The organism is Photorhabdus heterorhabditis (assembly GCF_018448905.1).
In the GTDB taxonomy this organism is placed as follows: domain Bacteria; phylum Pseudomonadota; class Gammaproteobacteria; order Enterobacterales; family Enterobacteriaceae; genus Photorhabdus; species Photorhabdus heterorhabditis.
This window is the reverse complement of sequence record NZ_RCWA01000043.1, coordinates 21,690-34,850: the sequence shown is the minus strand read 5'-3', so window position 1 is coordinate 34,850 and position 13,161 is coordinate 21,690. Positions and strand designations below refer to the sequence as shown.

The following is a 13,161-nucleotide window of genomic DNA, read 5'->3' as shown; positions in this document are numbered from 1 at the left end:
AAAGCCGAATATGAACAAGCGGGTCCAGAGGGAGCCTATAATGCGGGGCTGGAGATAGGAAAACTGGTCACTGGAATAGTCAGTATGGCTGGTGGTGGCTTGGGGGCGGTCAAAGGGTCTACATCTGCTACGGCTAAATTATCGAAAATCATTTCAAAAGATCCACACCCAGCAGTAGACATCCGTCGAGTATATCGGGTAGAAAAAGATGGAAGTCAGACCCAAATGGCGTGGGGAGAAGGGAACTATAAGCAAGGGTATCCTTTTGAGGATTTTGTTGCTACGCAGATGCCAGCAGGTTCTCGACTGCCAGAGAATTTCAGGACGTTTGATTTCTTTGATCTAGAAACGGGGTTAGCTACCAGTGTTAAGACATTAGATACACGTACTGCGTCAAGGGTTAAAGATCCGAAGCAGCTCTATACTTCGATGAAAAAGAATATCGATGATGTGGCTAATTTCACTGAAGATTCGAAAGGAAACCGTGTTGTTAATGCTGATGAGATATTGCAACGTGAAGTGCGTATTGCTGTACCAAAGATTACGACACCTGAGCAATGGGAGCAGATTAACCGGGCCATTACTTATGGAACAGAAAAGAACATCAACGTTAAGATTACAGTGGTGAAATAATGAATGCAGATTTTAAACAAGGGTTAAATGCCAGATGTGTATTTAATAGAGATTTTTACCTCATTGAAACTCTTTCTGGTTATCGGATGCTAGGTATTGATCTACAGGGAGGACATTATTTATTGTCCCCAGATACAGATGACGAGCAGTTAGGTATAGCAGTTCTTGATGCATTATCCAAAAGTAGGTTAATTCCTTTGGAAGATGTAGGTGTTTTTTTTGATCCTGCAAAATGTAGCGAACAATATAAAGAATGGACTAATCGATTAATCAAAACTTATGGTTATCGCTCAAAACGTCAGTTATTCAAGACGATGAACAGTTGTACTATTCGTTTGTTAGATGGTGTGATAACTATTAAACCTTCTGGTCATGAAAAACTTGAGCTTTGGACAGGGCAGGGTATTGTTGAGTCAGATTATGTCATCATTCCGGCAGACAGTTCCCCTGAGGAAGTGGGTGCGGCATTACGGCTAGCTTTTTCACGTTGTAGAAGTTATGTTTGACGATAAAACAATGGTTTTGTACTGATTAATCATGATTTCTAATTTATAGAGTTAATTAAAGTGGACACGTAATCACTATTATGTGTCCGCTAATTATCTTAATCTTTGATTTATATGATCAATTTAAAATGGAATGGCTATTATGAGTTTCCTAATTATCTTAAAAAGGCTCAAACAGTTATTAAATTTTCCTTACCGTCGAAGTTACGGTAGTGAAATAAAGAGTGAAATTTTTGAACGATGTAAAAATGCCGGATGCGTATTTAATGGTGATTTTTACTCAGTAACAACTTATTCCGGTTACCGTTCGCTTAATTTAGATCCTTTAGGAGGTAACCATATGTTATCTCCCGGTACTTCTGATGAAGAATTAGGGGTTGCAGTTTTTAGTGCTCTTTCTAAAAGTCGATTTATTCCCTATGAGAATCTCGGTGATTTTTTAGATAATGAAAAAAGAAAAGAACGATATGAGCAGTGGGTTATAGAGATGATGGAATTTCATCCATACCGTTCAAAACGCCAGCTTTTTAAAAAAATGCATAATTGTGGTATTCAATTACTTGATAGTCAAATAACAATACGACCATCTAGCCATGAAAAATTGGAAGGCTGGTCTGGAGATGGTTTTTCTGAATCTGATTATGTCATCATCCCGGCAGACAGTTCCCCTGAGGAAGTGGGTGCCGCATTGCGATTGGCTTTTTCGCGTTGCAGAAGTTATGTTTGACGATAAAGAAACAGTTTGTTTTTGCATTGATTATTCATGATCTTTGATTTAGAGAGTGAATTAATATGGACACGTAATTACTATTATGTGTCCGCTAATTATCTTAGCCTTTGATTTATATGATCAATTTAAAATGGAATGGCTATTATGAGTTTCCTAATTATCTTAAAAAGGCTCAAACAGTTATTAAATTTTCCTTACCGTCGAAGCTGCGGTGGTGAAATAAAGAGTGAAATTTTTGAACGATGTAAAAATGCCGGATGCGTATTTAATGGTGATTTCTATTCAGTGCAAACCTATTCAGGCAATGACTTGTTGGGAGTAGATCCATTAGGAAGTAATGACTTATTACAACCAATTTTTTAATCAATTTTTTGAGAAATGTTAATTTAGACCACTTCAATAAATATAATATACCCAATAGATTTCAAGATGCATCGCGGCGGCAAGGGAGCGAATCCCCGGGAGCATAGATAACTATGTGACCGGGGTGAGTGAGTGCAGCCAACAAAGAAGCAACTTGAAAGATGACGGGTATAGAGTGGGAATTTTGATGTAACAGTAGATTTTAGTGAATATATTAAAGAAGAAGGCAGTAATATTACTGCCAAAAGGTAGAAGGTAAAAGATAATAACTGAAAAATCAGTTATTACCTTTTATTGTGAATAACGAAAGGTTATAGCTCAATTTCAATATCACTAAGCGGATGACAGCAGCAGGGTAAAATCTCACCTTCGTTAACAAAAGCCAGAGGTTTACGCCGATAACCGACTTTACCTTTTACCAATCTGACACGGCAGGAGCCGCAATAACCTTCACGGCACTGGTATTCCGGTTGTACTCTACCTTGTTCCAGTGCTTCTAGCAGACTGTTATGCAGCTCGGGGGAGCTGTAAATATGATAACCCTGCATATCATGCAGGGTTACTTTATAACTTGTCATCAGAGTTCAAAATCACTCAGGTCGTCAGGGTTAACTTCAGCATCAATCTGACCAACCAGATATGAACTGACTTCAACTTCTTGTGGTGCTACTTGAACGTTATCGGATACCAGCCAGGAGTTAATCCACGGAATCGGGTTAGAACGCGTCTCAAATGGCAGTTTTAGCCCGACAGCCTGCATACGAATATTGGTGATGTATTCAACGTATTGACACAAAATATCTCGGTTTAAACCAATCATTGAACCTTCGCTGAACAGATAATCTGCCCACTCTTTTTCTTGCTCCGCAGCTTGAACAAACAGGTCATAGCACTGTTGTTCACACTCATTAGCAATTTCTGCCATCTCCGGATCATCCTGACCAGAGCGCAACAGGTTCAACATATGCTGAGTACCTGTCAGATGTAGTGCTTCGTCACGGGCGATCAGTTTGATGATTTTAGCGTTACCTTCCATGAGTTCGCGTTCTGCAAAGGCAAATGAACAGGCAAAGCTAACGTAGAAGCGGATCGCTTCCAGCGCGTTAACACTCATCAGGCACAGATATAACTGCTTTTTCAGTTCACGCAGGCTGACTGTGATGGTTGTACCTGCAATTTGATGTGTTCCTTCACCAAATAACTGATAGTTATTGGTCATCTTAATCAGATCATCGTAATAAGCGGAAATATCTTTTGCGCGTTTGAGAATCTCTTCGTTGGTGACAATATCATCAAATACAACAGCCGGATCGTTAACGATATTACGGATGATGTGAGTATAAGAACGTGAGTGAATAGTCTCCGAGAAAGACCAGGTTTCAACCCATGTCTCCAGCTCAGGGATGGAGATCAACGGTAAAAACGCCACGTTCGGGCTGCGGCCCTGAATAGAGTCCAGCAGCGTTTGGTATTTCAGGTTACTGATAAAAATATGCTTTTCATGATCCGGTAGTGCATTGTAATCAATGCGGTCACGGGACACGTCAACTTCTTCTGGACGCCAGAAGAAAGAGAGCTGTTTTTCGATCAATTTCTCGAAAATTGGATACTTTTGCTGGTCAAAACGGGCTACGTTTACCGGCTGACCAAAAAACATCGGTTCTTGTAACTGGTCGTTTTTTACTTGTGAAAAGGTGGTATAGGCCATAACTTCCTCAAATTAAATCTTACATGCGCCGCTTTCACAATCGGAATCAGCAGATTCCACGACTTCTTCCAGGTCATCCTGAACGTCTTCTGCACCATCACGTGTATTGTGGTAATACAGCGTTTTTACACCATATTTGTAAGCGAGTAACAAATCTTTCAGCAACTGATTCATTGGCACTTTTCCGCTAGGGAAACGTGTTGGGTCATAGTTGGTATTGGCAGAGATCGACTGGTCGATGAATTTTTGCATGATACCAACCAACTGTAAGTAGCCGTCATTGCCAGGCATTTGCCACAGTAATTCATAAGCCCCTTTTAGGCTTTCATATTCTGGAACAACCTGACGCAAAATCCCGTCTTTCGATGCTTTGATACTGATATAACCACGAGGTGGTTCAATACCGTTGGTGGCGTTAGAGATCTGTGAAGAAGTCTCTGAAGGCATCAAAGAGGATAATGTTGAGTTACGCAGACCATATTGTTTGATATCGCTACGCAATGTTTCCCAATCATAGTGAAGAGGCTCATTAGTCAGTGTATCCAGTGCTTTTTTATAGGTATCGATAGGCAGGATACCTTCAGAATAGGTCGTTTCTTTAAACCATAGGCAAGCACCTTGCTCTTTCGCTAATTCATTCGATGCTTTCAATAGGTAATATTGGATAGCTTCAAATGTTTTGTGAGTCAGGTTATTAGCGCTGCCATCTGAATAACGTACGCCGTGTTTTGCCAGATAATAAGCATAGTTGATGACACCAATACCTAAAGTACGGCGACCCATAGCCCCTTGTTTTGCTGCAAGGATTGGATAATCTTGATAATCGAGCAGAGCATCAAGAGCGCGAACAGCCAGAGCAGCCAATTCTTCCAGCTCATCAAGATTTTCAATTGCACCTAGGTTGAATGCAGACAGTGTACACAACGCAATTTCGCCATTTTTATCATTGATATCATTTAATGGCTTAGTTGGTAGTGCAATTTCCAGACATAAGTTTGACTGGCGTACAGGCGCAACTGATGGATCAAATGGGCTGTGAGTGTTGCAATGATCTACGTTCTGAATATAGATACGGCCAGTAGAAGCGCGTTCCTGCATCATCAAGGAGAATAGATCAACGGCTTTCAGACGTTGCTGACGGATATTACTGTCTTGCTCATACTTGGTGTACAGACGCTCAAATTCATCTTGATCAGCAAAGAATGCATCATATAACCCTGGGACGTCGGACGGGCTAAATAGTGTAATATCTTCACCTTTGATCAGGCGTTCATACATCAATTTGTTAAGCTGTACGCCATAGTCCATATGACGGACACGGTTTCCTTCAACACCCCGGTTGTTTTTCAGTACCAGCAGACTTTCAACTTCCAGATGCCACAGCGGATAGAACAGTGTAGCTGCGCCGCCACGGACCCCCCCCTGAGAACAGGATTTTACCGCTGTCTGGAAGTGCTTATAAAACGGAATACAACCTGTATGGAATGCTTCACCATTACGGATCGGGCTACCTAGTGCACGAATACGACCGGCGTTGATGCCAATACCTGCACGTTGGGAAACATATTTCACAATGGCGCTGGAAGTCGCATTAATGGAATCCAGACTGTCGCCACATTCAATCAGTACGCAGGAACTGAATTGACGAGTAGGGGTGCGAACACCGGCCATAATAGGGGTAGGCAGCGAAATTTTAAAAGTGGAAACCGCGTCGTAAAAGCGGCGGATATAGTCCAGACGTGTTTCTTTCGGATAACTGGAGAACAGGCACGCGGCAACCAAAATATAAAGAAACTGGGCGCTTTCATAAATTTCACCAGTAACGCGATTCTGAACCAGGTATTTACCTTCAAGTTGTTTGACCGCGGCATAAGAAAAGTTCATATCACGCCAGTGATCAATAAACTCGTCCATTTGCTCGAATTCTTCTTTCGAGTAGTCTGCAAGCAAGTGTTTGTCATATTTGCCCATTTCCACCATACGGGATACATGATCATACAGTGCAGGTGGCTCAAATTGACCATAAGCTTTTTTACGCAAATTGAAAATTGCTAAGCGGGCTGCTAGATACTGATAGTCAGGTGCATCACCAGAAATAAGGTCAGCGGCAGCTTTAATCATCGTCTCATGAATATCTGAGGTTTTGATACTGTCGTAAAATTGGATCTGGGAACGCAGCTCTACTTGTGATACCGAGACATTTTTCAGGCCATCGGCTGCCCAGGCGACAACCCGGTGGATTTTTTCAAGGTCAATTCGTTCTTTGTGGCCATCACGCTTTGTTACTAGCAGACTATGGTTCATGGACAGGCATACCTTACATTTACTTTCAGACTCACTCCCACCTGCTTTGTGTCTTTAGTCAGACCAAAACGTAACTCCCTCAATGGTGAAGAAACCAACGAGAGAGTAGTGGTAATGGAATGTTAAGGAACACAATATGTAGGGGGTGCACTAAATAATGACAACAAGATAATGTTAAAACCAGCTTTTATCAAGTGTACAAAAACACGGATTTTTGTGGATAACTTGAGGACTAAATTTATCAAAAAGCCGGAAGCCTGCATCATTACTAGCGGTTGACCTGACAGAAATACGAGTAAACCTAAGTAAAAAAATTCTTGAAAATATGATTCATTTGTCGATTTATTAATCTGTCAGATGAATATGTCAGACATATTGAGTATGCAGCATATAATTAACGTCCACATTGTAACCAAGGCTAAATTTATCCGTCAGCGGATTATAATGCAGGCCAATGATATGCTGTTCTTTCAGGGGTGTTCTGTCAATCCAGCCTATCAACTCTGATGGACGGATAAATTTCTTCGCATCATGGGTTCCTTTCGGCACCATTTTCAGAATATATTCTGCGCCAATCACCGCCATGAGCCAGGCTTTCTTGTTGCGGTTAATGGTAGAGAAAAAGACATGTCCACCAGGTTTTACTAACTGAGCACAAGCTCGAACAACCGATTGAGGGTCCGGGACATGTTCCAGCATTTCCATACAGGTGACGATATCATAAGCCTGTGGATATTTTTCTGCGTGACTTTCCACTGTTTCCTGTACATAAGTGACAGAGATGCCTGTTTCAAGGGCGTGTAGTCTGGCAACTTGAAGCGGCTCAGTTCCCATATCAAGCCCGGTCACTTCTGCACCTTCACGAGCCATACTTTCTGATAAAATGCCGCCACCACAACCCACATCTAATACTGTTTTACCGAAGATCCCCTCGGAACGTTGCAAAATATAATTCAGGCGTAGTGGATTAATACGGTGTAGTGGCTGAAATTCACCTTCCAGATCCCACCAGCGGGAAGCAACTGCTTCAAATTTCTCTATTTCTTGTTGATCAACATTGTTTGTCGTGGAGGGGGATTTGGTGTTCATCGACGGTTGTTGCTCCTTAAACTTTCTTTACAGATGGATTCACTCTGCGCTGGGAATAGTATACACGGCTTAATTTTTAAATACCCGTATCTGATTTTTATAAAGCTGTTGATTTGTGGTATAGTTCTAAACCTTTGAATTCGGAATTATGAGGGATAGTGGGCTCCATGAGCGACATTGCCAGAGAAATCACGCCGGTCAATATCGAAGAAGAGCTGAAAAGCTCGTATCTGGATTATGCAATGTCTGTTATTGTCGGGCGTGCACTACCAGATGTTCGAGACGGACTGAAGCCGGTACACCGTCGCGTACTTTACGCCATGAATGTGCTGGGAAATGATTGGAATAAACCCTATAAGAAGTCTGCCCGTGTTGTCGGAGACGTTATCGGTAAATACCACCCACATGGGGACAGCGCAGTTTACGACACGATTGTTCGTATGGCTCAGCCGTTCTCCCTGCGTTATATGTTGGTAGATGGTCAGGGTAACTTTGGGTCAGTCGATGGTGACTCAGCCGCAGCTATGCGTTACACCGAAGTACGTATGGCGAAAATTGCCCATGAGCTGCTGGCGGATCTGGAAAAAGAAACCGTCGATTTTGTGCCGAACTATGATGGTACCGAGCAGATCCCGGAAGTCATGCCAACTAAAGTACCCAACCTGCTGATCAACGGTTCTTCCGGTATTGCAGTGGGTATGGCAACCAACATTCCTCCTCATAACTTATCCGAAGTTATTGATGGTTGTCTGGCTTATATTGATGATGAAAACATCAGTATTGAAGGGCTGATGCAGTATATTCCTGGCCCAGATTTCCCGACTGCTGCGATCATTAATGGTCGTCGGGGTATTCAGGAGGCTTATCGGACTGGTCGCGGTAAAATTTATATCCGTGCCCGTGCTGAAATCGAAGTTGATGAGAAAAATGGTCGTGAAACTATTCTGGTGCACGAAATTCCTTATCAAGTCAACAAAGCCCGTTTGATTGAAAAAATTGCCGAACTGGTGAAGGAAAAGCGCATTGAAGGGGTTAGTGCTCTTCGTGACGAATCTGATAAGGATGGCATGCGTATTGTTATCGAAGTGAAACGCGATGCTGTAGGGGAAGTGGTTCTGAATAACCTCTATTCCCTGACTCAGCTTCAGGTTTCTTTCGGTATCAACATGGTGGCGCTGCATCAGGGACAGCCAAAACTGCTGAATCTGAAAGACATTATTTCTGCATTTATATGCCACCGCCGCGAAGTAGTCACTCGTCGTACAATCTTTGAATTACGGAAAGCCCGTGAACGTGCCCATATTCTTGAGGCATTGGCTGTGGCGCTGGCGAATATCGATCCTATTATCGAACTGATTCGTCGAGCCTCGACGCCAGCCGAGGCAAAAGCAGCATTAGTTGCTCAGCCATGGGTATTAGGCAATGTTGCTTCCATGCTGGAACGTGCTGGTGATGATGCCGCTCGCCCTGAATGGCTGGAATCACAATATGGTGTGCATGGTGGTAAATATTATCTGACCGAGCAGCAGGCCCAGGCCATTTTGGATTTGCGTTTGCAGAAACTGACCGGCCTTGAGCATGAAAAGTTATTGGATGAATATCGCGAATTGCTGACGTTAATCGGTGAGTTGCTGTTCATTCTGGAGAATCCTGATCGCTTGATGGAAGTGATCCGTGAAGAGTTGTTGGCAATCAAGGCGCAATATAATGATGCCCGCCGCACTGAAATCACTGAAAATACTGCTGACATCAATATTGAAGACCTGATTAATCAGGAAGATGTTGTTGTCACGCTGTCACATCAGGGATATGTCAAATATCAGCCACTGTCTGACTATGAAGCGCAGCGTCGTGGCGGTAAAGGTAAATCCGCAGCACGCATCAAGGAAGAAGATTTCCTTGAAAAGCTGTTGGTAGCCAATACTCACGATACTATTCTTTGCTTCTCCAGCCGCGGTCGTCTGTACTGGATGAAAGTTTACCAGTTACCTGAGGCCAGTCGTAGCGCCCGTGGTCGTCCGATCGTTAACCTTCTCCCGCTGGAGCAAAATGAGAGGATTACTGCGATTCTGCCAGTGCGTGAATATGAAGATGGGCTGTATGTCTTTATGGCTACGGCCAGCGGGACTGTGAAGAAAACCGCCTTACAGGATTTTAGCCGTCCACGTAGTGCTGGTATTCTCGCGGTTAACCTCAACGAAGGTGACGAACTGATAGGCGTTGACCTGACTGATGGCAGTAACGAAGTCATGCTGTTTTCTGCTGAAGGGAAAGTTGTTCGCTTTGAAGAGGGTGCTGTTCGTGCAATGGGACGTACAGCCACCGGAGTACGCGGTATTAAGCTCAATGGTAAAGACAAAGTTGTTTCCCTGATTATCCCGCGTGGCGAAGGCGAAATCCTAACAGTGACTGAAAACGGTTATGGCAAACGAACGGCTGAAAATGAGTATCCAATTAAATCCCGAGCAACTCAGGGGGTTATCTCAATCAAGGTCAGCGAGCGTAATGGTAATGTGGTCGGTGCAATTCAAGTTGTGCCAACTGATCAGATTATGATGATTACCGATGCAGGTACATTGGTACGTACAAGGGTGTCGGAAGTCAGCGTTGTTGGCCGGAATACTCAGGGCGTAACACTGATCCGTACTGCTCAAGATGAGAAAGTTGTTGGCTTACAGCGGGTTGCAGAACCTGAAGATGATGAAGATGAGCTGGTAGAAGAAAGGGAAGGATTGGAAAGCGATAATACCAATTCACCTGATGCTGATAGTGGCAGAGAATCAGCCGATCCGGTTTAAGTGAAAATATTTTTTCACTCAATTAAGGAACAGGTACTTCGGTACCTGTTTTTTTCAGGTGAGTTTTATTAATTTAGAATTATAACAGATGATTCTTTGTAATTTTTAAGCTCTGGTATATCCTGTAATTCATTACGTTGAATGATGTTTGTTTTTATCAGGTAGCCTTTTGAGATATCTTTCTTCTTTTCGTACAACACTGAAAATATCCCGTTACCTTTTCCGGGTAATTGGTTTGATGTTGTGGGCATTAGGAGCTTTGTTAACGGCTTTTTACTTGGTTAATATCTTTAATGAAGTAAAATCTGACATCCGACAAGAATATAATGCTAATTATGATTCTACCCTCTCTTATGTGCGTCATACTGCCAGTATTCTGCGCGATATCCAATATATGACAGAAAAACATTTACTGAATTCCAATGAAAAAAAGAATGCAGTTTTTGATTTTCCACATAATAACCCGGCATTTTCTTATCACCCTTTAAACCAAAGTGCTGACTGTCATACCTTTCGCAAAAATACCCATAGTTACTTAAATTCGTTGAATAACCTTATCTTTTATTGGAAAGATAATCTTGCGGCTCCACAGGGGTTGAATCAGGTTTTTCTGGTGGGTACGCAGAGCATGTGTATGGTGAATTTTTCTATTCGTAATACTACGACTGAGCTTGATACGCTGAAAAAAATAGTCTATGAAAACTCACGTAGACTTATTAGTCTGAAAGAGCAAGGTAAAGAACGAAATGTTTATTGGGTTATGCCTGGTGCAAGATCGGATAGCGGCCATCTCTATGTGTTAGCACCGGTATATGTAAACGGTCAGATGGTTGCCATGATAGGAATTGAACAGTTCATCAGATTAGATACTTTTATTCAAAGGCAAGATCGTCCGATTTCAATAACATTGTTAAATCGTAGTAATCAACCCATGTTGCACTATCCAGCAAATGATGATTACAAACTTGATTATGATGATTATCAGTTGGAAGCGCCTTATTTTGGCTATGATGATAACTTCACTGATTTATTGTTAAAACGCCGGTTAATTCCATCTTCATTCAGTATAATTTACGCGCTTCCACTGAAAAATATTTTTGAAGGTTTTAAGATACAGATTATTAGCAGCATTGTGCTTAATGTGCTATCTGCTTTTGTCATCATTATCTTGGTATATCTGTTTGAGCGGAAAATGTTTGTTCCGGCGGAAGATAATGCGATTCGTTTGGAGGAACACGAGCAGTTTAATCATAAAATTGTCGCTTCAGCTCCTGTTGGGATCAGTATATTGCGGGTAAGTGATGGCAGTAATATTTTGAGTAATGAATTGGCTCATAATTACTTGAAAATGCTGACCCATGAAGATCGGGAACGTATTATTCATATTATTTGTGATAGAACCAGCAGCTATGTTGACGTAGTAACCAGTAATAACAATCATCTGCAAATCAGCTTTGTTCATTCCCGTTACAGGAATGAAGAAGTGGCAATTTGTGTATTGGTTGACATCAGTGTTCGTGTAAGGATGGAAAAATCATTACAGGAAATGGCATTGGCATCGGAGCAGGCTAGCTATTCTAAGTCTATGTTTTTGGCTACCGTCAGCCACGAATTGAGAACACCTCTTTACGGAATTATTGGCAACCTAGAGTTATTACAATCCCATTCATTACCGGCTGAATCAGTCCGTTTATTATCAACGATGAATAACTCTTCAGCCTTGTTACTGAAAATTATCAGCGACATCCTCGATTTCTCTAAGATTGAATCTAAACAGCTTAAAATTGAACCTAAAGAATTTTCTTGTCAGGAAGTTATCTCTCACGTTATTTCCAACTATCTGCCATTAGTTACGAAAAAGTCGTTGAGCTTATATTGCTATATCGAGCCGGATGTAGCGGATTATATCCGCAATGATCCCGTTCGATTACAACAGGTTATATCTAATCTGTTGAATAATGCGATTAAATTCACTGATACTGGATGTGTGGTTATACATGTAGTAGTTGATAGGGATTACTTGTATGTCAGAGTAAAGGATACAGGAGTAGGAATTTCTGATAAGGCGCTTATTCAGTTATTTGATCCGTTTTTCCAGATAATGCCAAATACTGAAAGTTCATCTCAAGGAACGGGTCTTGGTTTAGCGATTTGTGAAAAACTTATCAACTTGATGGATGGCGATATTGAAGTTATTTCACAGCCACAGATAGGCAGTATGTTTTCTATCCGTTTACCTTTATACGGTGCGAAATATATACCAAAAATTCAGCTAGTTAATGAGCATCAGCAAAAAGTTATATTGGCTATACGTAATCTTTATCTGGAAGATTTTTTACAGCGTTTTCTGATTTATCATGGTTTACAAATTGTTTTATATAGTGGGCAAAATACAGATGGCAGTGAAATTATTATCAGTGACTTCTCTGATGCTGTTATTACCCCTCTATATGCTTATATTGAATTATCGACGGCCTATATTGGCTCACCAGAACAAATCAGAGAAAACTATTGGTTACATAATACTTACCATTTGCATGATTTAGCTATACTTATTGAGAGGTTAATTTCACCGGGTAATAGCGAGGTATTGAATACAGCATTGCCTGTCTTGCAGGCAAGCACTTGGCTGAATACTATTATGGTGTTGGTCGTGGACGATCATCCTATCAACCGTTATTTATTGACTGATCAATTGAAATCTATTGGTTTTCAGACAGCGATGGCGAATGATGGATTGGATGCATTGGAGTATTTGAAGAAAGAATATGTTGATATCATTCTGACAGATGTCAATATGCCTAATATGGATGGTTATGCGCTAACAATGTATTTACGGAATAAAGGATGTGAGTTGCCGATCATTGGTATTACGGCGAATGCATTGGCAGAAGAAAAGCAACGCTGTATTGATGCTGGGATGAATGATTGTTTGTCTAAGCCTGTTTCCCTTGCGACTCTCAAACAGGTACTAACAGCGGTCGGGAGTATTAGTGCTTAGAATAATGCCTGGTACCATAGTAGCTCCCA

At 41.6% G+C, this 13,161-nt stretch carries 10 protein-coding genes; 6 read left to right on the top strand and 4 right to left on the bottom strand.

The features are described from left to right. From EAE89_RS23785 to EAE89_RS23780, 4 genes are all read left to right on the top strand, one after another. The coding region (locus EAE89_RS23785) for an endonuclease toxin domain-containing protein (RefSeq protein ID WP_479687600.1) at positions 1–633 on the top strand (633 nt) is incomplete at its 5' end. Continuing rightward, positions 633–1,139 carry a contact-dependent growth inhibition system immunity protein gene (locus EAE89_RS19450; RefSeq protein ID WP_214086438.1) on the top strand — a complete coding sequence of 169 codons (507 nt, stop codon included), beginning with the start codon at positions 633–635 and terminating at the stop codon, positions 1,137–1,139. The genes EAE89_RS23785 and EAE89_RS19450, both read left to right, overlap by 1 nt. A gap of 142 nt (positions 1,140–1,281) precedes the next feature. Continuing rightward, a complete protein-coding gene (locus EAE89_RS19445; RefSeq protein ID WP_214086437.1) occupies positions 1,282–1,866 on the top strand; it encodes a contact-dependent growth inhibition system immunity protein in 585 nt (194 codons plus the stop codon). Between the two features lie 147 nt (positions 1,867–2,013). Next, positions 2,014–2,232, top strand: a complete 219-nt coding sequence (locus EAE89_RS23780) for a contact-dependent growth inhibition system immunity protein (RefSeq protein ID WP_244866627.1) — start codon at positions 2,014–2,016, stop codon at positions 2,230–2,232. 311 nt (positions 2,233–2,543) lie between these two features. On the opposite strand, the gene yfaE is transcribed toward EAE89_RS23780, so the two are convergent. The 4 genes from yfaE to ubiG form a co-directional block, all read right to left on the bottom strand. After that, positions 2,544–2,810, bottom strand: coding sequence for a class I ribonucleotide reductase maintenance protein YfaE (yfaE, locus tag EAE89_RS19435; protein WP_054480354.1), 267 nt, complete (start codon positions 2,808–2,810; stop codon positions 2,544–2,546). Next, positions 2,810–3,940, bottom strand: coding sequence for a class Ia ribonucleoside-diphosphate reductase subunit beta (gene nrdB, locus EAE89_RS19430; RefSeq protein WP_149617487.1), 1,131 nt, complete (start codon positions 3,938–3,940; stop codon positions 2,810–2,812). Before nrdB ends, yfaE begins: the two co-directional genes overlap by 1 nt. A gap of 12 nt (positions 3,941–3,952) precedes the next feature. Then, positions 3,953–6,244, bottom strand: coding sequence for a class 1a ribonucleoside-diphosphate reductase subunit alpha (gene nrdA / locus EAE89_RS19425; protein WP_054480352.1), 2,292 nt, complete (start codon positions 6,242–6,244; stop codon positions 3,953–3,955). A 366-nt stretch (positions 6,245–6,610) separates the two neighbouring features. Next, positions 6,611–7,333 carry a bifunctional 2-polyprenyl-6-hydroxyphenol methylase/3-demethylubiquinol 3-O-methyltransferase UbiG gene (ubiG, locus tag EAE89_RS19420; RefSeq protein ID WP_054480351.1) on the bottom strand — a complete coding sequence of 241 codons (723 nt, stop codon included), beginning with the start codon at positions 7,331–7,333 and terminating at the stop codon, positions 6,611–6,613. A gap of 167 nt (positions 7,334–7,500) precedes the next feature. On the opposite strand from ubiG, the gene gyrA reads away from it, so the two are divergent. Both gyrA and rcsC read left to right on the top strand, forming a co-directional pair. Next, a complete protein-coding gene (gyrA, locus tag EAE89_RS19415) occupies positions 7,501–10,131 on the top strand; it encodes a DNA topoisomerase (ATP-hydrolyzing) subunit A (RefSeq protein WP_214086436.1) in 2,631 nt (876 codons plus the stop codon). 169 nt (positions 10,132–10,300) lie between these two features. Continuing rightward, on the top strand, positions 10,301–13,132 hold the full coding sequence (rcsC, locus tag EAE89_RS19410) for a two-component system sensor histidine kinase RcsC (RefSeq protein ID WP_072161914.1): 2,832 nt from the start codon (positions 10,301–10,303) through the stop codon (positions 13,130–13,132). Positions 13,133–13,161: the final 29 nt, after the last annotated feature.